Annotated in this window: 21 protein-coding genes; 10 read left to right on the top strand and 11 right to left on the bottom strand. The window is 33.7% G+C overall.

The genetic code is table 11. The features are described from left to right. Positions 1–4: 4 nt before the first annotated feature. The 6 genes from J2Z35_RS00290 to arcA all read right to left on the bottom strand — a co-directional run bounded on the left by J2Z35_RS00290 (position 5) and on the right by arcA (position 5283). Positions 5–685 (bottom strand): GntR family transcriptional regulator, encoded by a 681-nt coding sequence (locus J2Z35_RS00290; RefSeq protein WP_209658162.1) that lies wholly within the window; start codon positions 683–685, stop codon positions 5–7. After that, the gene (gene ispE / locus J2Z35_RS00285; protein ID WP_209658160.1) at positions 669–1550 is read right to left on the bottom strand and encodes a 4-(cytidine 5'-diphospho)-2-C-methyl-D-erythritol kinase; all 882 of its coding nucleotides are present in this window, start codon (positions 1548–1550) and stop codon (positions 669–671) included. The genes J2Z35_RS00290 and ispE overlap by 17 nt, the downstream gene beginning before the upstream one ends. 113 nt (positions 1551–1663) lie before the next feature. Further along, positions 1664–1930, bottom strand: a complete 267-nt coding sequence (locus J2Z35_RS00280) for a Veg family protein (RefSeq protein ID WP_209658158.1) — start codon at positions 1928–1930, stop codon at positions 1664–1666. A gap of 112 nt (positions 1931–2042) precedes the next feature. Beyond that, positions 2043–2981 carry a carbamate kinase gene (gene arcC / locus J2Z35_RS00275; RefSeq protein WP_209658156.1) on the bottom strand — a complete coding sequence of 313 codons (939 nt, stop codon included), beginning with the start codon at positions 2979–2981 and terminating at the stop codon, positions 2043–2045. Positions 2982–3006: 25 nt separating this feature from the next. Further along, positions 3007–4005 carry an ornithine carbamoyltransferase gene (gene argF, locus J2Z35_RS00270; RefSeq protein ID WP_209658154.1) on the bottom strand — a complete coding sequence of 333 codons (999 nt, stop codon included), beginning with the start codon at positions 4003–4005 and terminating at the stop codon, positions 3007–3009. Positions 4006–4050: 45 nt separating this feature from the next. Further along, a complete protein-coding gene (gene arcA / locus J2Z35_RS00265) occupies positions 4051–5283 on the bottom strand; it encodes an arginine deiminase (RefSeq protein WP_209658152.1) in 1233 nt (410 codons plus the stop codon). 265 nt (positions 5284–5548) lie between these two features. Here arcA and J2Z35_RS00260 point away from each other — a divergent pair, with 265 nt between their 5' ends. Next, on the top strand, positions 5549–6469 hold the full coding sequence (locus J2Z35_RS00260) for a pseudouridine-5'-phosphate glycosidase (RefSeq protein ID WP_209658151.1): 921 nt from the start codon (positions 5549–5551) through the stop codon (positions 6467–6469). Positions 6470–6566: 97 nt separating this feature from the next. On the opposite strand, the gene J2Z35_RS00255 is transcribed toward J2Z35_RS00260, so the two are convergent. After that, on the bottom strand, positions 6567–7439 hold the full coding sequence (locus J2Z35_RS00255) for a TMEM165/GDT1 family protein (protein WP_209658149.1): 873 nt from the start codon (positions 7437–7439) through the stop codon (positions 6567–6569). Positions 7440–7609: 170 nt separating this feature from the next. On the opposite strand from J2Z35_RS00255, the gene J2Z35_RS00250 reads away from it, so the two are divergent. The 5 genes from J2Z35_RS00250 (at position 7610) to J2Z35_RS00230 (ending at position 12553) form a co-directional block, all read left to right on the top strand. Then, positions 7610–8386, top strand: a complete 777-nt coding sequence (locus tag J2Z35_RS00250; protein ID WP_209658147.1) for a peptide arginase family protein — start codon at positions 7610–7612, stop codon at positions 8384–8386. A gap of 74 nt (positions 8387–8460) precedes the next feature. After that, positions 8461–9663: an efflux RND transporter periplasmic adaptor subunit gene (locus J2Z35_RS00245; RefSeq protein ID WP_209658145.1), complete on the top strand. Its 1203-nt coding sequence runs from the start codon at positions 8461–8463 to the stop codon at positions 9661–9663. Beyond that, positions 9663–10859, top strand: a complete 1197-nt coding sequence (locus J2Z35_RS00240) for an ABC transporter permease (RefSeq protein WP_209658143.1) — start codon at positions 9663–9665, stop codon at positions 10857–10859. Before J2Z35_RS00245 ends, J2Z35_RS00240 begins: the two co-directional genes overlap by 1 nt. Then, positions 10852–11625 (top strand): ABC transporter ATP-binding protein, encoded by a 774-nt coding sequence (locus J2Z35_RS00235; RefSeq protein WP_209658141.1) that lies wholly within the window; start codon positions 10852–10854, stop codon positions 11623–11625. Before J2Z35_RS00240 ends, J2Z35_RS00235 begins: the two co-directional genes overlap by 8 nt. A gap of 118 nt (positions 11626–11743) precedes the next feature. Beyond that, positions 11744–12553, top strand: a complete 810-nt coding sequence (locus J2Z35_RS00230) for an undecaprenyl-diphosphate phosphatase (RefSeq protein WP_209658139.1) — start codon at positions 11744–11746, stop codon at positions 12551–12553. Between the two features lie 99 nt (positions 12554–12652). Here the strand turns inward: J2Z35_RS00230 and J2Z35_RS00225 are convergent, their stop codons facing one another. Beyond that, entirely contained in the window at positions 12653–13318 is a 666-nt protein-coding gene (locus tag J2Z35_RS00225; RefSeq protein WP_209658137.1) for an RluA family pseudouridine synthase, read from the bottom strand. 1 nt (position 13319) lies between these two features. Then, the gene (locus J2Z35_RS00220) at positions 13320–14189 is read right to left on the bottom strand and encodes a class I SAM-dependent methyltransferase (RefSeq protein ID WP_209658134.1); all 870 of its coding nucleotides are present in this window, start codon (positions 14187–14189) and stop codon (positions 13320–13322) included. 217 nt (positions 14190–14406) lie between these two features. Between J2Z35_RS00220 and J2Z35_RS00215 the strand changes: the two genes are divergently transcribed. The 4 genes from J2Z35_RS00215 to J2Z35_RS00200 all read left to right on the top strand — a co-directional run bounded on the left by J2Z35_RS00215 (position 14407) and on the right by J2Z35_RS00200 (position 19347). Further along, complete coding sequence (locus J2Z35_RS00215) at positions 14407–14916, top strand: ferritin (RefSeq protein ID WP_209658132.1); 510 nt, start codon at positions 14407–14409, stop codon at positions 14914–14916. Between the two features lie 304 nt (positions 14917–15220). Further along, the gene (gene nuoE / locus J2Z35_RS00210) at positions 15221–15700 is read left to right on the top strand and encodes an NADH-quinone oxidoreductase subunit NuoE (RefSeq protein WP_209658130.1); all 480 of its coding nucleotides are present in this window, start codon (positions 15221–15223) and stop codon (positions 15698–15700) included. 15 nt (positions 15701–15715) lie between these two features. Next, positions 15716–17593, top strand: coding sequence for an NADH-quinone oxidoreductase subunit NuoF (gene nuoF, locus J2Z35_RS00205; RefSeq protein WP_209658128.1), 1878 nt, complete (start codon positions 15716–15718; stop codon positions 17591–17593). A 17-nt stretch (positions 17594–17610) separates the two neighbouring features. After that, entirely contained in the window at positions 17611–19347 is a 1737-nt protein-coding gene (locus J2Z35_RS00200) for an NADH-dependent [FeFe] hydrogenase, group A6 (RefSeq protein WP_209658126.1), read from the top strand. Between the two features lie 106 nt (positions 19348–19453). Here the strand turns inward: J2Z35_RS00200 and J2Z35_RS00195 are convergent, their stop codons facing one another. Beyond that, entirely contained in the window at positions 19454–21547 is a 2094-nt protein-coding gene (locus J2Z35_RS00195) for an RNA degradosome polyphosphate kinase (protein WP_209658124.1), read from the bottom strand. A 3-nt stretch (positions 21548–21550) separates the two neighbouring features. Then, complete coding sequence (locus tag J2Z35_RS00190) at positions 21551–23095, bottom strand: Ppx/GppA phosphatase family protein (RefSeq protein WP_209658122.1); 1545 nt, start codon at positions 23093–23095, stop codon at positions 21551–21553. Between the last annotated feature and the right edge of the window lie 265 nt (positions 23096–23360).

Below are 23360 nucleotides of genomic sequence, written 5' to 3'. Positions count from 1 at the left end.
AATATCACCTACTGTTTCTTTTATATTTTTCTAAAATAAAAAATTTAATCTCCCTTATATGTTCCTCAGATGCTTTTCTAGCTTTTTCAGGTTTTTTTTCTTGAATTGCTTCAAGTATTTTTTTATGGCTAGCTAATATGTAATCAGCTGTAGTTGTGTCTTCTACATAGCTTTTTCTAAAACGATGAACCTGCTCTATAAGAACGCTATTTACTTTGATTAGCCTAGGATTTCCCGATGCATTCAGGAGTATATCATGAAATCTCGAATCCCATTTTACTATCTCCTCAACATTCTTGTCTTCTACGCTCATTTCTAAGCCTTTATACGCTTTTTCAAACTCAGATAGTTCTTCTTTTTTTATTTTTGTAGCCGCTAAAAAGGCAGCAAGGCCTTCTAAGACTTCTCTAACTTCAAGGACATTTTCCACATCTTTTATAGAAAGCTCTGATACCTGAGCTCCTCTTCTTGGAATCATTTCAACAAAACCATCAATTTCAAGCTTCCTTATAGCTTCTCTTACTGGGGTCCTTGATACCCCTAGTTTTTCTGCAAGTTGAACCTCCATAAGTCTCTCTCCAGGCTTTAACACGCCATCAAGTATTGCATCTCTAAGATGGTCAAAAACCACATCTCTAAGGGGTTTTATATCCTGAATACTAAGCTTATCAATACCTCGACTCAATTTCAACTCCTCCTTCAGAGGTTTTTGTTATATATGTTTCTTTAAATTCCTTAGAAAGCTTCTCAAAATCTCCAGAAGCATCATAAATATTTCTGTATAATCCAAAAACAGTTGGACCGCTCCCAGTCATCATTGAAACGACCGCCTTGCTATTTGTCATAATATTCTTTATTTTGTCAATATCTATTATTAGCTTTGGAGTTACACTTTCTAAAGAATTAGCCATAGAAGATGATATTTTTTCTAGAGATTTTTCTCTAAGTCCCTCTATTAGCCTTTCATTGTCGGGTCTTGCATAAGGTTCGTTTATATTAAATTTCTTGTATACCATCTCTGTTGAAACCGAGTCATCTGGCTTGCAAATTAAAACTACTATATCCATAAAAGGAATAGGAGTGAGCACTTCTCCAATACCCTGTGCTCTAACACTTCCCCCTTCTATGCAAAAAGGAACATCCGCTCCCAGTTTTAGTCCTAGAGCTTTAAGTACACTTAAATCTACGTTTAAAGAAAACAATTCATTCATTCCAACAAGAACAGCCGCAGCATTTGAGCTTCCTCCTGCCATCCCTGCTGCCATTGGTATTTTTTTATCAATATGTATGTTTACCCCTTCATTTAAGCCATAATGATTCATTATAAGAATTGCAGCTTTATATGCTAAGTTGCTTTCATTAGAAGGAATATTCGGGTTACTACAAAAAATTTTTATTTCTTTATCATCACGTTTTTTAATCTTTATAGTATCGTAGATATCCACACTTTGCATTATCATATCCACAAGATGATATCCATCTTTTCTTTTTCCTATTATATCAAGTGATAAATTGATTTTTCCCCTTGCTTTTAATATTATCTCTTCCATAAAACCCTCCACACGCTGGTTTGCTTCTACAATATGTTATTATACTATATAATGTTTATTTTGCATAAAAAACTCCCCTAAAAATTTTAGGGGAGTTTTTATGTATATGATATCTAAGATGGTCTTGAGGTTATGTCATCTTTGCTAAGCTTCAGCTTGACAGTTGATGTCAGTATATCCGAATAACTATATGATACTCTTGTGGTAGTATCGAAATTACCGTCTATCCTCACTACAAAGACATTAGGGTAGGCATTCTCAAGTACGCCCTCTTTTACCACTATTTTCTTGCGGCCTTTGTTAGCTTTAAGTATGATTTTCTTTCCGAGGTGCTTTTCAATACTCTTTCTAATTCCTTCTAAAGTATGTTTCGTAGCCAAAAAATCACCCTCTTCATATTTTTACTAAGTATAATAATAACATAAAGAGGGAAATCTGTCAAATGATTTAAATTTCAATTATAGTTTAAGATATTTAGGTTGTCAATATATTTTATTTCACTATTTTCGTTCCTGTTTTTCCCTCAATGCCTTCTGCTGCTTTTTCCAGTGAAGTAATAAGGGCTTTTCGTCCTTTCATAGACGATGCGAACATCATTGCCGCTTTTATTTTAGGAAGCATCGAACCTGGCGCAAACTGTCCTTCCTCGATGTATTTCTCAGCTTCATCTATAGTAATCTGAGAAAGCCAAACCTCATCTTCCTTTCCAAAGTTAATAGCCACTTTTTCCACTGCTGTAAGTATAATAAGGTAATCAGCTTCAAGTATTTCAGCAAGCTTTGCAGAAGCAAAGTCCTTATCAATAACAGCTGATACTCCTATAAGCTTATTTCCTTCCTCATAAACGGGTATTCCTCCCCCACCAACTGCTATAACTACTTGTTCGTTTCTTATTAAGGTTTTAATAGTTTCTTTTTCAGCTATGTCAATAGGAAGAGGAGATGGTACTACTCTTCTATATCCCCTGCCTGCATCTTCCTTCATTACAAAGCCTTTTTCTTTGGTTAGTTTTTCCGCTTCTTCCTTTGTGTAAAATGCTCCAACAGGCTTAGTTGGATTTTCAAAGGCAGGGTCATTTTTATCGACTAAAACCTGAGTAATAATTGTGGATACAGGATTATCAAGGCCACGATTTAAAAGTTCTTCTCTAATAGCATTTTGAAGGTGATATCCTATATACCCTTGGCTCATGGCTCCGCATTCAGGAAATGGCATTTCAGGAGTAGCCGCTGCTGATTTTGATGCAATATCCATGGCAAGATTTATCATTCCTACCTGAGGTCCATTACCATGGGAAATCACCACTTCATGTCCCTCTTCAACCAAATCAACTATTGGCTTAGCCGTCCTTCTTACTGCTTCTATTTGCTCATTAGGAGTATTTCCAAGAGCATTTCCGCCAAGGGCTACCACTATCTTGTCTTTAACCATAAAATCATCTCCCCAAGAATATATTTTACAGGTTTCCTATTGTAGCAACCATGACTGCCTTTATAGTATGCATTCTATTTTCTGCTTCATCAAATACTTTGGAGTATCTGCTTCTAAAAACTTCATCAGTAACTTCCATCTCTTTAAGGCCATATTTTTCATATATCTCTTGACCCGTCTTTGTATTTGTATCATGAAAGGCAGGAAGACAGTGAAGAAAAATCATATCTTCATTTTCAGCTTTTTTTATCATTTCCATATTTACCTGATAAGGTTTTAGAATATCAATTCTCTCTTTAAATCTATCTTCTTCACCCATAGAAACCCAAACATCTGTATAAATTACATCTGCATTTTTTACATCATCTACATTTTCACTAAGGTTTATAGATGACCCTGTTTCCTTTGCAACTTCCTTCATTTCGTTCACTAACTCTTCTTCTGGCCAAAGTTCTTTTGGTGCAATTGCCCAAAAGTCCATACCCATCTTTGTTGCTCCTATCATTAAAGAGTTTCCCATATTGTTGCGGGCATCCCCTACGTATACGAATTTAACTTTGTTAAGAGGCTTAGATATATGCTCCATTACTGTCAAAAAATCCGCCAAAATTTGTGTAGGATGATATAAATCTGTAAGTCCATTCCATACTGGAACTCCAGCATTTTGAGCTAATATTTCTACAGTTTCCTGCTTGAAACCTCTAAATTCTATTCCATCATAAAATCTACCAAGTACCTTAGCTGTATCTTCTATAGACTCTTTTTTCCCCATCTGACTATCCCCGCTTCCAAGGAAAGTCACATGACCCCCTTCATCAAGTGTTGCAACTTCAAATGCGCATCTCGTTCTTGTTGAAGCTTTTTCAAACAAAAGAACTATATTTTTTCCCTCTAGAAGATTTCCTTTAATACCTGATCTTTTTTTATCTTTTAAATCTTTTGCAAGGTTTAAAAGATACTTAATTTCGTCTTGAGTAAAGTCTTTAAGAGTTAAAAAATTTCTTCCTTTTAAATTTAGTGACATAAATTGACCTCCTTAAAATGTTTTATATAGGATAAAAATATAATGTTATAAGTCTTCTCTATAAAGAGGCATAGACATACATCTCGGGCCTCCTCTTCCTCGTGAAAGCTCGCTTGATGGCATTACATGAAGCTTTACTCCATTTTCTTCAAGCAGCCTATTTGTTACATGGTTTCTTGAATATACAACAACTTCTCCAGGTGAGATTGCAAGTGTGTTTGACCCGTCATTCCACTGCTCTCTACCGGCATCAACTATATCTCCTCCTCCACACCTTATGAGTGTGACCTTATCAAGATGCAAATACTTTGCAAGCGCTTTATCAAGTTCTTCAGTTTCTTTTTCAATTCTAATATAGTTACTGTTCCCTTTTTTGATTGCATATACAGTAAGAGGACCTTCTATCTCTGGATGAATTGTAAACTTGTTATAATCAACCATAGTAAATACTGTATCTAGATGCATAAAGGCTCTTTTATTTGGTATATGAAAAGCAAGGATGGTTTCAAATGACTCTCCTTCTGCAAATATTCGTTTTGAAAGCTTTTCAATAGATTCTGCATCTGTTCTTTCTGATATCCCAATGGCCAGAGTCTTTTCATTTAATACAAGTTGATCTCCCCCTTCTATTGCAGTGGGTTCATCTCTGTCATACCACATCGGGATTTTTATATCCTTAAATTTCGGATGATATTTAAAAATATATTTTGCAAACAATGTTTCTCTTCTTCTTGTAACAGTTCTCATATGATTAAGTGAAATCCCTGAACCTATAGTGGAAAATGGATCTCTAGTAAAATAAAGGTTTGGCATTGGGTCAACCACAAAAGGATATCTGGACTCTACCATGTCAGCTAATGAGGTTGCATTATAATTCTTCACTTCTGATTTTCTAATACCCTCCATCATTTTATCTATCATTTTTCTATTGTCAGAAAAGTCCATAAGGAGCTCTTTGACTATAAAACGTTTTTTGTCTCCTTGAACCTTCGCCTCAGAAATAAATTCTTCTAAAAATAAATCCTTAACAGCGGAATCTTCTAAGGATTCTGCTGCCAGATCTTCAAGATAAAGAACCTCAACTCCATTTTTAGCAAGTATCTTTGCAAACGCATCGTGTTCTTCTCTTGCAATTTGAAGGTAAGGAATATCATCAAAAAGCAATCTATCCATTAAATCAGGTGTTAAATTTTCAACTTCTTTTCCAGGTCGATGAAGCAATACGGTCTTTAGTTTTCCAATTTCTGAATAAACATTAAGAACTTTCTTGTCTTTCATTTCAGTCACCTCGACTTGAATTTCATTTTATTTATTTCAATACATTACTATAGTATTTCCATAAATTTCTTGTTCAATCACTTTTTTATATTAAAATATTTAAGAAAAAAGTTTTCAGGAAATTATTTTAAAGAAAAATATGACCTAAATTGTTTTATATATTTTTAAGTAACTCTATTATTTTTTAGAAATAGACTGGTTATTTCAGATACATAGAGGGTATAATGCAACTATCTTAACTCAAATATCTACAGGGGGAATTTATGTGAATAAATATCTACATATAAATAATGACTTAAAAAAAGCCATAAGGTCTAACAAGCCTGTCGTTGGACTTGAATTAAACAGTATCTCAAAGGTAATACCCTATCCTAAAAGTCTTGAGCTCGCCTTAGAAATAGAAAACATAGTTAGAAGCCTAGGATGTTTTCCTGCTACCATTGGTGTATTAAATGGCAATCTAGTTGCAGGACTTACACCTTCCGAAATTTCTATTTTACTTGCAGATGATGACCCTCATAAGATTTCTACAAGAGATATTGCTTATTTTGTATCCCAAAACCTTTCAGGGACAACTACAGCAGCGACTTCCATAATAATATCAAAACTTGCAGGTATTAAGGTCTTTTCAACTGGCGCTATTGGAGGTGTACATAGGGGAGCACTTGAAAATTTTGATATTTCATCAGACCTTCAGGAACTCTCCAATATAAGCGTTGCAGTAGTGTGCTCTGGAGTTAACTATATATTTGATATTCCCCTTACTTTAGAATACCTAAAAACCTATGGTGTGCCAGTAATCGGACATCTTACAGATATCTTCCCTGCATTTTATGTACTTGATGATAGACTTAAGGTAGAGTATAGAATGGATAATGTAAAGGATATTTCTCATCTTATAGATGTAAAATGGAACTTAGGACTTAAAGGGGGAGTAATTATTACAAACCCCGTACCAGAGGAATGCATTATAGATAAAAACACAATAGAAGGTTATGTTACAAAAGCTATTATAAAAGCAAAAGAAGAAAAAATTGATAGAAAAGATTTTACTACCTATATGGTAGAAGAGCTAGATAGCCTTACCAAAGGAAAGACAAAAAAAAATATAGGAACAATTTTAAAAAATAACGCTAGGCTTTCCTGCCTGATTGCAAAAGAGCTAAGCTCCCTTTATATAGAATGATATAAATAATAAAAACCCCTCCCAACTACATCTCTTTAATAGAGAGCTTTAGTCAAATGGAGGGGTGTTTAATTTTATATATTTAGGTTTTATAATTCTAATCACATAGTTTTTTAATCTTTTCTCCTTTTTCTGGAGAAATATTTTTTAGAGACTCTATATATCCTATTATATCTCCTAAAAAAGGGACTCCCTCTCCTATGTACTTCTGGGTAATCTCATTTATTTCAATTGCTCTCTCACACTCTGGATCATGTCTTGAACATCCTGAGCATAATGAAATGAGATTGGAGAGCTTTTTTGTATAGTAGTCTTCCCTATTTTTTATATTAAGCTTGAAAATCCATGCAATTATAGAAATAGTAAGTAAAGTAGCTAAAATTAAAGAGCTAATGTTTATGTAGTTTGAAGGTATATAACTATATAGTCCATTAAATCCAAATATCAAGAAAATAACTGCTGCTATCATTTTCATTGTAATCTCTGGAATTTTTTTCCCAAGTATCTTACCTGTGTATATACCAACGTAACTTACAACTACCATAGATAACGAAGTTCCTAAAAGAACCATAAAAGGACTCTTTGCACCCGCACCTAATGCCATAGCTGTGAGCTGAGTCTTATCTCCAAGTTCTCCTATAAAAAATGCAACAGCTACTGCTAATATAGGATTGGAAAACGACTTTCCTTCTTTTTCATCCTCATCTTCATACTCTATAACTAATGATAAAAACCCAAATACCAGAAAAATAAAACTCGCTATTACCTGAATACTGTTTAGCGATGCATATCTAGAGATAAAAGATGCAAAAAGTATAGCTAATGCATGATTCAAAAATGCTCCAGCAAAAACTCCCTTTAATACATCCCCTGTCTTGTATTTTGTAGAAAAGGCAAGAGCTAAAAGCTGTGTTTTATCTCCCATTTCAGCAACAAAAATAAGTCCAAAAGCAGATAGAAATTCTAACATTTATATTTCCCCTCACTATCTCAAACTCACTCAGTATTTTTATTTATCTATCAAATTTCCTCTAATTAGCTAACCTTTATATTGTAATGTATTTAAAACTATAAGTAAACATATTATAATCTAGCTATATACATACTATTTCTAAAAAAATTAATTAAAGGAGTGACTTTATGAGCTATTATCAGAAAGGATTTTTTATTGAAAAAGCTATAGGGAATAATAGCTTTTCCTATTCTAGAAGAAAAAGCATAAAAAAAATATATATACCAAAGCTTAAAAAATCAAATGAGATCATTTTAAAGGAAGGTCTGAAATATGGTTTTGTAGAAGTTGATGAAGGCGTAGAGCTTGGATTCAAAGGACTAGAATCATTTTTAGAATACAAAAGTCCTGAAGGAGTAAGTTATTATATTTTTGACAATCACAACCATGCTTTTTATTTTATATATGAAGAAGTATTTACAAAAAAAATTAAAAATAGACAAAAAATGATTCATTTTGATCAACATAAAGATACTCGAATTCCTGATTTATGGCTTAAAGATGTTAAGGATATTGATGTCATAAGCTTTTTAAAAGACATAGATATGGATATTCCCACTACAATTAGCCCTTTAGATAGAGCTTTTTACTATACAAATGGAGTCTTAAATGTTGGAAATTTCATCTCTCCTTTGCAGGAAGAAAATATAGTTTCTGACCTTATTATTGTGGATTCAACTTATAGCTTGAGTGAATCTCAAAAATTTCTTGATGACAAAGAATCCTTTATTGTAGATATTGATCTTGATTTTTTCAGTGAGGATATGGATTATATAAACTATGAGATAAAAATAGATATTATAAAAAAATTTTTGAAAAAAGCATCTATTGTAACCATTGCTTCAAGCCCATTTTTTATTGATTTTAAAAGAGCAGAAAAAGCTCTTTACGATATTTTAACCTAAATCTATAAATAAATAATTGAAACGATTTCATATTGGGTATGATATCACGATAAAATTAGATTTGGGGGTGCGTTATGAATTATAAGAAAGTCTTGAAATATATTTTAGTTTTTGTGATTTTGATTGGGGCCGGATATTTAGGCTATTCATTTTTAAATAGACCTGTGGAGGTCTCTTATATTAATCCATCTAAAGAGGATTTCAATGAGACTGTACTTGGCAGCGGTAGAGTAATCCCTAAGGATTATGTAATATTATCTCCCGAGGTATCAGCAAAGATAACTAGAATAAATATTAGAGAAGGGGATTATGTAAATAGAGGACAAGCCCTTGCATCTTTAGACTCAAGTTCTGTGGATAATAGAATCAGAGAAATAAACGCTTCGATAAATTCTGCAAATGCAAGTTATGAAAGTATCGTATCAACAAATTATGATCTTGCAGAAAAAGAGAGATTAAGACTAGAGCTTGAGCTTGAAAATCTCAAAAGGGAAAAAGACAGATATGAAATCCTTTTAAAGGAAGGAGCTATCCCTGAAGTTGAGTTTACAAAATTAGAAGACCAATTTGCTATTTTAGAAAAAAGATTGGAAAGTGCAAAAATAACTGAGTTATCTCTTTCTCAAAACGGAACAGAGGCAAAGAAAGCTCTTAGCTCTGTATCTCAAAGCAGGGCAAGCCTTCAGTCTGCACGTTCAGATTATAGTAAATATACTATAATCTCTCCAATATCAGGGACTGTAGTCAAACTCAATTCTTCAGCTGGAGAGGTTGTCCAGACAGGGCAGACCATATTTGAAATTGCAGATATAAGCGAAAAATATGCTTATGTTGAAGTGGACGAAAAAAATATAACAAAAATTTCTTTGGGACAAAAAGCATATATATATCCCTCCTCAAACCCAGATATAGCTGTGGAGTCTTATGTTACAAAAATATCCAACTTAGTCGATAAGGAAACTGGTACAGTTCCTATAGAAGTTGCTATCCCACCCGAATCTCTAGATTTGTTTTTAATAGACCTTAGCGTTACTGTTGAGTTAGTCATTAATGAAAATAAAGATGCTTTAGTCCTAAATGCATCATATATATTAGCTGAAGATGGAAAAACCTATATATTAACGGAGGAGGAAGGGATAGCTAAAAAACTGGAAATAACTGCTAGGGGTACTGGGGCCAAGCGAATCATATCTGGGAATATTTCAAGCTCTACAATGGTGCTTGATCCCCAGGAAATAAATGAAAATGATAAAATAAAAATTAAGGGTGAGCCGTAATGCTATATGAATGGAAGATAGCAATTAGATTTTTAAGGGACGGAAAAGCTCAAACCCTTTTTATACTTTTGGGGATAGCCGTTGGAGTTGCTGTTCAGGTTTTTTTAAGCTCTCTTATAGGTGGACTTCAAGACGATCTCGTAAATTCTACTATAGGAAACTCACCCCAAATCACAGTAAAAGGAAAGGAGCAGAGCTTTGAAAACCTTTCAAGTACAGCTTTTATAAATACTCCTAAAAAAAATGAAGAACTTGAAAATTATGAAGATGTAATGTCTGCAATTGGGTCAATAAGCTCCATTGAGTCTATCTCCCCTTCTATAAGCGGAAATGGTTTTTTAAGAAAGGGAAATAGAAATTCTTCTATTATAGTGAAAGGTATAAACCTTGAGCTCGCAGACCAAATTTACAATATAAGTAGTAGGCTAGTTTCTGGAACATCATTTTTAGATGCAAATTATATTTTAATAGGAAAATCTTTAGCCGAGGAATTTGATTACAAGATAGATGATATCCTCCAAATCACACTCCCCCAAGGAGAAGTGCAAAACTTTATAGTGGGAGGTATATTTGACCTTGAGACAGAAAACCTAAACTCATCATGGATTTTTATGGAGCTAAGTAGAGCTCAGAGGCTATATAATCTTGGCGGAAATATAAATTCCTTGGAAATCCAAGTAGATGAGCCATTTGAAGCAGATATTATAGCAAAAAGAATTCAAGAAATATATCCATCTGTTGAAACCGAGAACTGGAAAGAGCAAAATGCCCAGCTCCTTACTGCTTTAACTAGTCAGTCAAGCTCTTCTTTGACTATACAAGCTTTTGTACTCCTTGCAATAGCTCTTGGAATATCAAGTGTTCTTGCAGTATCAGTAGTTCAAAAGTCAAAGCAAATAGGAATACTAAAAGCTATGGGTACTACAAGTAATTCTGCAAGTAGAATTTTTCTTTTACAGGGTGGATTGTTAGGGCTTTTAGGAGGCGTTACTGGAGTTATTTTAGGGTTTGGATTGATTCAAGGTTTTTTAATAGGAACTCAAACTATTTCGGGACCTCTTTTCCCTCTAACAATCGAAAGAGAAAATATAGTTTTAGTAATCATAGTCTCTACAATGGCAGGTATAATATCATCTTTTATCCCTGCAAAAAAATCATCATCCCTCAACCCTATGGAGGTGATTAGAAATGGATGATAAGCTTCTAAAAACTGAGAACCTTGTGAAAATATATGGAACAAAAATACAAACAAAGGTTCTTCATGGAGTCAACCTAGATATAGACTATAAGGAATTTGTAAGCATCATAGGGCCTTCAGGTTCTGGAAAAACCACACTCCTTAATATCCTTGGAACCTTAGATAATGCCTCCTCCGGGAAGATACTTTTTAGAGGAAAGGATTTGACATTAATGAATGACAAGGAACTTGCTGAATTTAGAAATATTAACCTTGGATTTATATTTCAGTTTCATCATCTCCTTCCAGAGTTCACAGCACTTGAAAATGTTTTGATTCCTACATGGATAAAATATAAGTCCCCAACTTCTAAGTTGATGGATAGAGCTAAAGAACTCCTTGAAATTGTAGGATTAAAGGAGAGAATGAACAACAAGTCAACAGATTTATCAGGAGGTCAGCAGCAAAGAGTTGCAATCGCAAGATCCCTGATTAATAATCCTGCTCTTGTTTTAGCAGATGAACCTACAGGAAATCTTGATACAGAATCTACAGATCAAGTTTATGAGCTTCTGAGGACAATAAATAAAGATATGGGCACGACTTTTATAGTAGTTACTCATGACAGGCATCTTGCTTCAAAATCCGATAGAGTAATAGAGATGATAGACGGAAATATAGATAAAGACTATCTAACGGCTTCAAAAGGAGAAAATCTTTGGGAATGCCTTGCTCCTGAGCACTGTATATATTTCCAAAAAAAATTTAAAAGCACCGAAAAATAGAACTTAGAAATTTTAAGGAGCAGACTTAATTTTTAGTCTGCTTTTTATCTTGAACATAAATGAATCTTATGTTTTACTATTAAGGATAACAAAACAAATTTTTAGGAGGACATTTTTTATGATGGACATAATTAAAGTGATAATACTTAGTATAGTTGAAGGAGTTACTGAGTTTGTACCTGTCAGTAGTACCGGACACCTTATTCTTGCAAATGAGTTTGTAGCTCTAGAGCCTGCATCTTTTGCAAACAACTTCAATGTAATCATTCAGCTAGGTGCTATAATGGCTGTAGTAGTTCTTTATTTTGAAAAGTTGAATCCATTTGACAAAAAAAAGGGCAAAACAGAAAGGCAGATGACCTTTAACGTATGGAAAAAGGTTATTGTAGGGGTTTTACCTGCCATGGTGCTTGGACTTTTATTTGATGATATTATAGATGAATATCTCTTCAATGTAACAGTAGTTGCCCTTGCCTTATTTATTTGGGGTCTCGTAATCGTACTTATAGAAAAAAGAGAAAAACCTGCAAAATTTAATACTGTTTATGATATTACATATAGGACAGCTTTTACAATTGGTCTTGTGCAGTGCCTTGCTATGGTCCCTGGTACTTCGAGATCCGCTGCAACTATTATAGGTGGAATGCTTGTTGGTGCTTCAAGAGTGGCTGCCGCAGAATTTTCTTTTTTTCTTGCAATCCCTACTATGTTTGGTGCGACATTTCTTAGGCTTTATAAAAACGGTCTTGTATTTACTTCATGGGAGTGGTTCTTGCTTGCATTTGGAAGCGTCCTTTCCTTTATAGTATCCCTTATAGTAATTAGGGTGTTTCTTGACTATATTAAAAAGCACGATTTCAAAATCTTTGGTTATTACAGAATGATTTTATCTGTAGTTTTTATGGCTTATTTTTTATTTATCAAATAATAAAAACTGCTTGGTATAATACCTGAAAAGGATTTAATACTAAGCAGTTTTTTAATGAAAATACTTTTATGCTAAAATTTTTCTAATAGTAGACTTTACTTAAAACAAGTTCCATGGATATTCCTTTGGAGGATTTGACTCAAACTTCATAGTCTCTTTTAAGGTCGGGTGTTCAAAGGATAATGAATTCGACCAAAGTGCTATAGATTTTTCTCTAGGATTTTTAGAGCCGTATTTCATATCCCCTAAAATAGGAAAGCCTCGACTTGAAAACTGTACCCTGATTTGATGAGATCTACCGGTAATCAAGTTTACTTCCACAAGGGACATGTTATCCTTTTCATCTAGTACCTTGTACTGTAAAATTGCCTCTTTTGAATTTTTAGTTTGTGAATCTACAGATTTCACCTTGTTTTTTTCTTTATCTTTCAGGAGGTAATCAATCATTTCCCCATCCTTTGACTCCAGTATTCCTTCGACTACTGTCAAATAAGTCTTTGAAACTTTCTTTTTTCTAATCTGCTCTGACAATCTCGAAGCTGCCTTTGAAGTCCTAGCAAATACCATCACTCCTCCTGAAACCCTATCTAATCTATGAAGGAGTCCTATAAAAACCTCTCCAGGCTTATTGTACTTTTCTTTTATATATCCCTTTATAATTCTGAGCATGTCCATATCTTTAGATTCATCTTCTTGGGTAGGAATCGAAAAAGGTTTGTTTGCTACTATTATATGGTTGTCTTCGTATATTACATCTATCTTCATTTTATTTCTCCCATCTTCCATAAATCCCACATGGAAGGACAAGTGAATCTTTTTTTACAGGAATGCCTATTTCTCCACTATAAACTTCTCCGCCTTTTTCCTTTTGAATTATAAGCTTCATCATATTTTCTATGGCAGTTGGAGAAAGTCCTGTTGTATAAGAATTTAAGAGTACAAAAAGAGGATCATCACTAAGAACATCCTTAGTAACCTCAATAAGTCTTGGCAGCTCCTCTTCAAGCTTCCATATTTCTCCATTTGGTCCTCTTCCATATGAAGGAGGGTCCATAATTATAGCATCGTATTTGTTTCCTCTTCTTATTTCCCTTTGAACAAATTTAAATACATCATCAACAATAAATCTTATTTTATTATTTGTAAGATTGCTAAGCTCTGCATTTTCTTTTGCCCAAGATACCATTCCCTTTGACGCATCTACATGACAAACTTCACTTGCTCCAGCATAAGAAGCAGCGCAGGTAGCGCCCCCGGTATACGCAAAGAGATTTAATACCTTTACAGGTCTACCTGCATTTTTTATTTTTTCTATTATCCATTCCCAGTTGGCCGCCTGCTCAGGAAATAACCCAGTATGCTTAAAACCCGTGGGTTTTACATAAAATTTCAGTTCTTTATAGGATATAGTCCATCTGTCCGGAACTTTTTTCTTAAATTCCCACTGACCTCCACCTTTGCTACTTCTGTGATAGTGACCATGAACATCCTTCCACTCTTTGTTTTCATTCTCACATGGCCAAATAGCCTGAGGGTCAGGTCTTCTAAGTATTATATCCTTCCATCTTTCAAGCTTTTCCCCTTCTCCTGCATCAATTATTTCATAATCATTCCATTTATCTGCTAACAGAAGCATTAAATCACATCCTAATTTATAATTTAAAATTCAGTTCTCTCATTTACAATACCTTTCATTATACTATAACAAAAGTCTAGGTTCAATTTGATTTGAATTATACATTAAGAAATCTTACCGTTTTAAGTAAATCTTTAACCTTGCTATAAACTGTTTCCAATGGTTATAATGTAGTTGTAATAAAAATACAACATTATTTGGGAAGGAATGATTTTTAATGAGAAGCGAAAGATTAATTAAAGCATTAAACGAACAAATAAAGCTTGAGTTTGAATCTTCATATGCTTATATTGCTATGGAGGCTCATTTCAAAAAAAATAACCTTGATGGCTTTGCAAATTTTTTCCATATTCAAGCAATGGAGGAAAGAGATCATGCCTACTTAATGTTTAACTACATCTATAGTATAGGAGGAGAAGTTGAGCTTCTAGATATCTCTAAACCAAATAACATATTCAAAGATGAGGTTGATGTCTTTGAGCAAACTTTAGCTCATGAGCAAAAGGTTACAGCATCTATTAATAATCTAATGGATATTGCAATGGAAGATAAAGACTACTCTGCCCAAGCCTTCCTTCAGTGGTTTATTAAAGAACAGGATGAAGAAGAGGAAGTTGCGACTGATCTTTTAGAAAAAGTAAAAATGATTAAGTCCAATCCATCAGGTCTTTTTATGCTGGATTCAAAACTTGCACAAAGAATATACACTCCAGCTACTATGGAATAAAGTTGCATAATCCCCTCTTTCATCTAGAGGGGATATAACTTAATTTTAAGTTGTCTGAATATTATTTGTTTTGTGATTTTTCAATATTTTGACCAGTTTCATTCTTTATGTAGAAAGTGAGAATCATTCTTATCTTTTTGTGCATAAATAAACAAAATATGTTAATTTATAAACAATTTTCACTGCTCTATTCAAGCAAAAATGAATATTTAACCAATATTCAAAAGGGTGTTTTGTATTACTCAAAATTCTGTTATATTTAATGTAGACAATGTTTGTTTAATATTTAGCAAGGAGGGATACCATGCAAGATACTGCCTTAAGCAAAGAATTATACCAAGAACTAGAAAGCTATATTGACTCCCTTGAGTCGAAAGAAACAGCACTTATTGAAGTTCTTCACAGAGCGCAAAACATTTTTGGATACATTCCTAAGGATGTTCAGCTATTTATAGGTGAGAAACTTAATGTACCTGCTTCTAAAATTTATGGCGTCGTAAGCTTTTACTCATACTTCACTACAGAGCCTAAAGGAAAGTATGTATTTAGCGTATGTACTGGAACTGCATGCTTCGTAAGAAAAGCTGATGCTATAGTTAAGGAGCTTGAAAAAACCCTTAATATTAAAACTGGAGAAACTACAGAAAATAAACTTTACACAATAGAATGTCTAAGATGTGTAGGAGCCTGTGGCCTTGCACCAGTAGTTATGGTTAACGACGAGGTTTATGGAAAAGTTAAAGTTGAAGACATTCCTAAAATAATTTCTAAATACTCAGAATAGAAGGGAGGCCTATTAATGAATAGAATTGATTCTTTTAAAACTTTGATGGATAAGCAAAGCGAGCTTATGCCTATACTTAATTTAAGAAAAGAAAGTATGGAAAGCAGTGAATATAAGGAGCTTCTTATATGCGGAGGTACAGGATGTGTATCCTCTCAAAGTAATCTGCTTCTAGAAAATTTAAATTCTGAAATAGAAAAGCATGGCCTTTCTGACAAGGTAAAAGCTTCTATTACAGGATGTTTTGGCTTTTGCGAAAAAGGCCCTATTGTTAAAGTTTTCCCAGAAGATGTATTTTATGTGGAAGTAACTCCTGATGATGCTGCTGAGCTTGTAAAATCTCACCTTGTAGATGGACATAAGCTTGAGAGACTTCTTTATGAAGAGCCAACTATCAAAGAAAAAGTAAATACTCAGCATGAGATGGAGTTTTATAAAAAACAAGAAAGAATAGCTCTTAGAAACTGTGGACTTATCAATCCAGAGCTTATAGAAGAGTACATAGCAAATAGAGGTTATGAAGCTCTTGGAAGATGTATCAGCGAAATGACTCCAGAAGAAGTTATAGAAGAAGTAAAGCTTTCTGGCTTAAGAGGAAGAGGAGGCGGAGGCTTCCCAACAGGACTAAAATGGGAATTTACAAGAAGACCTAAGTCCGAAGTAAAATATGTTGTATGTAATGCTGACGAGGGAGACCCAGGAGCATTCATGGACAGATCAATCCTTGAGGGAGATCCGCACAGCATAATAGAAGCTATGGCAATCAATGGATATGCTGTAGGAGCACAAAAAGGATTTGTATATATTAGAGCTGAGTATCCCCTTGCAATAAGCAGATTAAAGACAGCTCTTAATCAAGCAAGAGAAAGTGGCCTTCTTGGAAAAAATATAATGGGTACAGACTTTAGCTTTGATATAGAAATCAAATACGGAGCAGGAGCTTTCGTATGTGGAGAAGAAACGGCTCTTATTCACTCAATCGAAGGAAGCAGAGGAGAACCAACTACAAAACCTCCATTCCCTGCTGAGAGCGGACTTTGGGAAAAACCAACATCAGTAAACAACGTTGAAACTTTTGCAAACGTACCTTCTATAATCTTAAACGGCGCTTCTTGGTTTAACAAAATAGGAAGTGAAACTTCTAAAGGAACTAAGGTTTTCGCACTTGCTGGTAAAATTAATAACGTTGGACTTGTTGAGGTTCCAATGGGAATCACTCTTAGAGAAATCATCTATGAAATAGGTGGCGGTATCAAGGATGGAAAAGCCTTCAAAGCAGTTCAAACTGGAGGACCATCTGGCGGATGTATCACTGCTGACCAGCTTGATGTTGCAATAGACTACGAATCACTAAGCTCTATAGGTTCAATGATGGGTTCTGGTGGTATGATAGTAATTGATGAAGATAACTGTATTGTTGATATAGCTAAATTCTATCTTGAATTTACAGTGGAAGAGTCTTGTGGAAAATGTACTCCATGTAGAGTTGGAAACAAGAGACTTTATGAAATGCTGACAAAAATAACAGAAGGAAAAGCAACAATTGAAGATCTGGATGCTATGAAGAATCTTGCAGAAACTATAAAGATGACTTCACTTTGCGGACTGGGACAAACTGCTCCAAATCCAGTACTTTCAACTATGAATTTCTTCTATGACGAGTATCTTGCTCACGTTCAAGACAAGACTTGTCCATCTGGAGTATGTCAGTCACTTCTTAAATACACTGTAGTTCCAGAAAAATGTATCGGATGTACTAAGTGTGCAAGAGTATGTCCTGTATCTTGCATAAGCGGAAAAGTAAAAGAAGTTCATTATATAGATCAAAAAGCTTGTATCAAGTGTGGAGCTTGTTTCGACGCTTGTCCTGTAAACGCAATTACTAAAGGTTAAGAAGGGGTGATAACGGTATGGTTAATGTAATTATAAATGGAAAAGAAATTCAAGTACCAGCAGGTTCTACCATACTTGAAGCTGCAAATATGCTTAATATAAAAATCCCTACTTTATGCCACCTTGACCTTCATGATATAAAAATGGTTAACAAGGCAGCATCATGTAGAGTGTGTGTAGTAGAGGTTGAAGGAAGAAATACCCTTGCTCCTGCTTGTGCTACTCCAGTATTTGAAGGAATGAAAATAAAGACTGATACAAAAAAATCTGTTAAAGCTAGAAGAACAGTTGTTGAGCTTCTTTTATCAGATCATCCAAAAGATTGCTTAATTTGTGAAAGAAATACAAACTGTGATCTTCAAACTTTGGCTGCAGACCTTGGTGTTAGACAGATTAAGTTTGAAGGTGAAATGTCAGAGTATCCAATTGACAAAAGCAGTCATTCTATAGTTAGAAACATGGACAAATGTATACTTTGCAGAAGATGTGAAACTATGTGTAACGAAGTACAGACAGTTAATGTACTTTCTGGAGTAGGAAGAGGATTCGAAACTGTAGTTGGCGCTGCATTTGATTTGCCTATGCATGAAACTAACTGTACGTTCTGTGGTCAGTGTCTTTCTGTATGTCCAACAGCTGCCCTTACAGAAGTAAATAACGTATCTAAGGTTTGGGATGCCCTAAACGATGAAGATAAGGTTGTAGTAGTACAAACTGCACCAGCAGTAAGAGTTGCCCTTGGCGAAGAGTTTGGAATGGACCCAGGAAGCGTAGTTACTGGAAAAATGGTCGCATCTCTTAAAAACATAGGTTTTGACAAAGTATTTGATACAGACTTTGCAGCTGACCTTACAATAATGGAAGAAGCTTCTGAATTTGTCCACAGACTAGAGCATGGTGGAAAACTTCCTATACTTACAAGCTGCTGTCCTGGATGGGTGAAATTCTTTGAGCACCAGTTTAGCGATATGCTTGATATTCCATCAAGCTGTAAATCTCCTCACGAAATGTTTGGAGCAGTTGCTAAAACATATTTAGCTCAAAAAATGGATATCGATCCAGAAAAAATGGTAGTTATTTCTGTAATGCCTTGCGTAGCTAAAAAATATGAGGCTGCAAGACCTGAGCTTGGTCATGGTGGAACTAAAGACGTAGATCTTGTAATTACTACAAGAGAGCTTGCTCAAATGATTAGAGAAGCTGGTATTGACTTTAATACCCTTGAAAATCAAGACTTTGACAATCCACTTGGGGAATCAACTGGAGCTTCTGTAATATTTGGAGCTACAGGTGGAGTAATAGAAGCTGCTCTTAGAACAGCATACGAATGGCTTACAAAAGAGACACTTGAAAATGTTGAATTTGAAGCTTTAAGAGGTATAGAAGGAACTAAAGAGGCTACTGTAAATATAAATGGTCAAGACATTAAGATTGCGGTAACTCATGGACTTGGAAACGCTAGAGCTCTTCTTGAAAAAATAAGAGCTGGAGAAGCTGAGTATCATGCTATAGAAATCATGGCATGTCCTGGAGGATGTATTGGTGGTGGCGGACAGCCTTATCACCATGGAAACCTTGATATTCTTAAAAAGAGAATTGAAGGTATATATTCAGAAGATAGAAGTAAGACTCTAAGAAAATCACATGAAAACCCAATGATTAAAAAGTTATACGAAGAATATCTTGGTGAGCCATACGGAGAAAAAGCCCATGAACTTCTTCATACTCACTATGTTGCGAGACAAAAAATGTAATATCTTTAAATCAAAAATCCCCGTAAATACGGGGATTTTTTTATCTAATTATATATATTACCTGCTTTACTTTTGAATATATTATTTTCAAATCAGGTTCCAGTTTTTATTCATATGAAGTTCTTGGCTTAAACTCGATTATTTCTGGATGATTAATCGCTTTTACTTTTTCTTTTACATAATCATAAAAATATTCTTGAGCATTTAATGTCTCTTTTCCTCTTTTATCAACTCTTATATAACTTCCATCTGATTTCATAAGTCTAGTTTTTTCAGTATCTTTCAAGTATATTTCAAGCAGATTTATTATTCTCATCTTGTTTTCTTTATCTTCAATTGGAAATAGTAGCTCTATTCTTCTATCCAGATTTCGAGGCATCCAATCTGCACTTGACATAAAAACTTTTGGATTTCCTGCATTATAGAAATAAAAAATCCTTGAATGCTCAAGATATCTTCCCACAATACTTCTTACTTCTATATTTTCACTTAACCCTTCTATTTCTGGAATCAAACAGCATATCCCTCTAACTATAAGTCTTATCTCAACTCCTGCCATAGAAGCTTCATATAATGAGGCTATAAGACTATCATCTACAAGAGAGTTCATCTTTACTATTATTTTCCCATTATTTCCTTCTTTTACATGATTTATCTCTGCTTTTATAAGTTTTTCAAATTTAGTTCTCAGGCCAATTGGAGCTATATCCATCTTGTCTAGTTTTGAAATTTGACTAAATCCGGATATCATATTAAATATAGCTGATGCATCTCCACCCATATATGGATTGCAAGTCATTAATGATGTATCTGTGTAAAACTTTGCAGTTACATCATTATAGTTGCCAGTGCCCATATGAACATACCTTTTTATTCCATCCTCCTCTCTTCTTACCACAAGAAGGAGTTTGCAGTGAGTCTTTAGTCCAACAAGTCCATATATTACATGACATCCAGCTTTTTCAAGTCTTTTAGCCCAGATTATATTGTTTTCTTCATCAAACCTCGCTTTAAGTTCTACAAGTACAGTAACCTGCTTACCATTTTCAGCTGCATTTGTAAGAGCAGCTATTATTGGAGAATTTCCACTTACTCTGTATAAAGTCTGTTTTATGGCAAGAACATCTGGGTCCTTCGAAGCCGATTCTACAAATTCTACTACCGAATCAAAGCTTTCAAAAGGATGATGAAGTATTATGTCTTTCTCTTTTATAACTTCAAATATGTTTCTGTTTTTTGTCTGAATAGCTGGGAGTGGTATATTGTTTTCAAACTTAAGATGATTATATCCATCAATACTGTATAATTTCATCAAAAAAACCAAATCTATAGGTCCATCGTTTTTATATATTCCACCTTCGAAAGGTCCGCTCTCTTCTATAATATACTGAAGAAGCTTATGATTTATTTTCTTCTCAAACTCTAGCCTTACAGGGTTTCCCCATCTTCTTTTTTTAATAGATTGTTCTATCTCTTCTAGCAAATCCTCTGCCCCTTCTTCATCAATAGAGAGGTCAGCATTTCTTGTAATCCTATAACATCCTGCTGCAATTATTTCATGCCCCACAAAAAGACTTTCAAGATTCATTTTTATAACATCCTCTAAAAGAATAAATTCCTTACATTCTTTAGATGGCACTCTTATAAATCTTTTGAGAACTCCAGGGACTTGAACTGTAGCAAAATTAATGCTATCACTTGAGGAATCTTTTACAAGTACTCCTATATTTAAGCTTTTGTTAAGTATCAAAGGAAATGGTCTAGACTTGTCTACAATCATGGGAGTAAGAACTGGATAAATTTCATTTAGATAATATTTTTTTATATACTCTCTTTGAATATCATTGAGCATCTTTGGTTTTTTAAAAATTATCCCCTCTCTTTTCATAGCTGGAATTATTGATCTTAAATATGTGTTGTATTGTTCCGAAACCATCCTATGAACCCTTTTTATTATTTTTTCGAGTTGTTCCTTTGGATCCATTCCAGAAGAATCTTTTTTTGAATATCCTGCTATTATTTGATCATTTAAAGATGCCACTCTAACCATAAAAAATTCATCAAGGTTTGTGGTAGATATGGACATAAATTTTAATCTTTCAAAAAGAGGATTTTTTAAATCCTGGGCTTCTTCAAGCACTCTATCATTAAATTCAAGCCAGCTTAGTTCTCTGTTAAAATACTTATATTTTACTGACATAAATTAAAACCCCTTTTGTTTTAATATGGGTTTATACCCCATTACTTCCTCAAAAAAATCTGATATTTTGTGAAAATACCATTTTTCAAGTGGTATTTCTTCATTGGAGCTTGCTGTTATTGTTAAAGTACTTCCTTTTATTTTTACATCGATTGATTTTATTTTATTTTTATGGCTCAAATCTAAAGCATCTGCTAATTTAACTATTGCAGCCATTTTGCTTATTCTTATTTTGTTATCATAGCTTAGGACTTCATAACTTTTACTGCCTTGTGGCTCTTCGTCTGCATGAAATTTAGCCACATGAGCTATGATGTCCATTTCTCTGTCACTAATTCCCATTATATCCAAAGCTTTAATTATATGAAAAGAATATACTTGATAATTATTCACATTAACATACTTTCCTATATCATGAAGCAATGAAGCTATCTCCATAAGAAGCCTATCTCTTTCTGAGAGAAAATGTATTTTTTTTGTTTTATCAAATATTTTAAGGGCCATATCCTTAACATGCTCTACGTGCTGATAGTCAACCCTGTATTTGATTGCTATATCTACTATGGAATGTCTAATATCTTCAATAAAGTCTATTTTTCTTTGAGTATCATATGCTTCGTCTGCCATATCTGCTAGTATCCCATGTCTTAGAGAAGCTCTAGGGACATATATATCCTTTGATTTAGTCATTTCAATAAATTTTTGAGATATAGCAAGAGTTGGAACTACCATTTCACTTTGTTTTTCATTGATTCCAAGAATTTCGGATAATTCCTCAGACGATAGATTTCTTGCCTCCTTATAAAATTCTTTGAGACTATCCTTAGAAAGTTTTTTCATACTTTTCTCTTCATCAGTTTTCTTGCAAGCCTTATATATAGAAGAAAGCTCTCCTCCAAGACCAATAAAGTTTGATACGTTGTATTTTAATAAATTTTCTTTTATTAGATAGGATTTACTTTCTATATAATCTTCTAATACCTTTGGAAAATCCATTGTGTCCGATTCTATTTCACTTAGTGTTTCTTTAAGTCTTTGAGATCCTATTTTTACATATTCCGTAAAGCAGAGATATCCTTCATTATATAAAGTCACCTCTACCCCACCAGACCCTATATCTATAATAAGAACCCCTTCCTTTCTCATTTGAGAGGCTTCCGGAAGATATTCTCTTATCGCCTTATAGGTAAGAAGTCTTTCTTGAGAATTGTTTATTATCTCTACATCAAGACCAGTTCCAGACTTTATCTGTTCAATAACATAGTCCTTGTTTTTAGACTCTCTTATACCACTAGTTGTAACAGCTCTATAATTTTTTATATTATATTCATCAAGTAATTTTGAAAAGTTTTTTAATATTTTAACCGTATCCTTAATGGTTTCTAGGGACACTTTTCCAGTATTATATGTATCCTTGCCTATATCTATGCTCTTTTTAAGTTCTTCAAGAATTTTTATATTTCCTTTTGAGCCTATTTCCGCTATTAACATTCTAATTGAATTTGACCCAACATCTATAGAAGCTACAAGTTTATCTTTTCCCGCCATATATATTCCTCCATATAGGTAAATTATATCATTACTTCTACTTTTTAAATGTTAAATCTTAGTTTTCAACTATATACCCAGAGGAAGAGGATAATTTCATAATTTTATGTTTTTTTTACATATAAGTTCGGAATTTTACTATATATCTCTACTTTTATTTTTTTATAGGTTTTTTATTGATATAATATAAAGTAATTATAAATTTAGAATAAAACCAACCATAATTTTATAATGATTTGCCAAGATTTAAAATAAATAATCAGGA

This window comes from Acetoanaerobium pronyense (assembly GCF_017874355.1).
GTDB classification, from domain to species: domain Bacteria; phylum Bacillota; class Clostridia; order Peptostreptococcales; family Filifactoraceae; genus Acetoanaerobium; species Acetoanaerobium pronyense.
This window is presented reverse-complemented; position numbering and strand designations above follow the sequence as displayed.

What these genes read in the sequence shown, in the direction of transcription:
- ispE (WP_209658160.1), bottom strand. Translation starts at nt 1,550, where the DNA reads ATGGAAGAGATAATATTAAAAGCAAGGGGAAAAATCAATTTATCACTT.
- arcC (WP_209658156.1), bottom strand. Translation starts at nt 2,981, where the DNA reads ATGGTTAAAGACAAGATAGTGGTAGCCCTTGGCGGAAATGCTCTTGGA.
- argF (WP_209658154.1), bottom strand. Translation starts at nt 4,005, where the DNA reads ATGTCACTAAATTTAAAAGGAAGAAATTTTTTAACTCTTAAAGACTTT.
- arcA (WP_209658152.1), bottom strand. Translation starts at nt 5,283, where the DNA reads ATGAAAGACAAGAAAGTTCTTAATGTTTATTCAGAAATTGGAAAACTA.
- J2Z35_RS00255 (WP_209658149.1), bottom strand. Translation starts at nt 7,439, where the DNA reads ATGTTAGAATTTCTATCTGCTTTTGGACTTATTTTTGTTGCTGAAATG.
- J2Z35_RS00250 (WP_209658147.1), top strand. Translation starts at nt 7,610, where the DNA reads ATGAGCTATTATCAGAAAGGATTTTTTATTGAAAAAGCTATAGGGAAT.
- J2Z35_RS00245 (WP_209658145.1), top strand. Translation starts at nt 8,461, where the DNA reads ATGAATTATAAGAAAGTCTTGAAATATATTTTAGTTTTTGTGATTTTG.
- J2Z35_RS00240 (WP_209658143.1), top strand. Translation starts at nt 9,663, where the DNA reads ATGCTATATGAATGGAAGATAGCAATTAGATTTTTAAGGGACGGAAAA.
- J2Z35_RS00235 (WP_209658141.1), top strand. Translation starts at nt 10,852, where the DNA reads ATGGATGATAAGCTTCTAAAAACTGAGAACCTTGTGAAAATATATGGA.
- J2Z35_RS00230 (WP_209658139.1), top strand. Translation starts at nt 11,744, where the DNA reads ATGATGGACATAATTAAAGTGATAATACTTAGTATAGTTGAAGGAGTT.
- J2Z35_RS00225 (WP_209658137.1), bottom strand. Translation starts at nt 13,318, where the DNA reads ATGAAGATAGATGTAATATACGAAGACAACCATATAATAGTAGCAAAC.
- J2Z35_RS00220 (WP_209658134.1), bottom strand. Translation starts at nt 14,189, where the DNA reads ATGCTTCTGTTAGCAGATAAATGGAATGATTATGAAATAATTGATGCA.
- J2Z35_RS00215 (WP_209658132.1), top strand. Translation starts at nt 14,407, where the DNA reads ATGAGAAGCGAAAGATTAATTAAAGCATTAAACGAACAAATAAAGCTT.
- nuoE (WP_209658130.1), top strand. Translation starts at nt 15,221, where the DNA reads ATGCAAGATACTGCCTTAAGCAAAGAATTATACCAAGAACTAGAAAGC.
- nuoF (WP_209658128.1), top strand. Translation starts at nt 15,716, where the DNA reads ATGAATAGAATTGATTCTTTTAAAACTTTGATGGATAAGCAAAGCGAG.
- J2Z35_RS00200 (WP_209658126.1), top strand. Translation starts at nt 17,611, where the DNA reads ATGGTTAATGTAATTATAAATGGAAAAGAAATTCAAGTACCAGCAGGT.
- J2Z35_RS00195 (WP_209658124.1), bottom strand. Translation starts at nt 21,547, where the DNA reads ATGTCAGTAAAATATAAGTATTTTAACAGAGAACTAAGCTGGCTTGAA.
- J2Z35_RS00190 (WP_209658122.1), bottom strand. Translation starts at nt 23,095, where the DNA reads ATGGCGGGAAAAGATAAACTTGTAGCTTCTATAGATGTTGGGTCAAAT.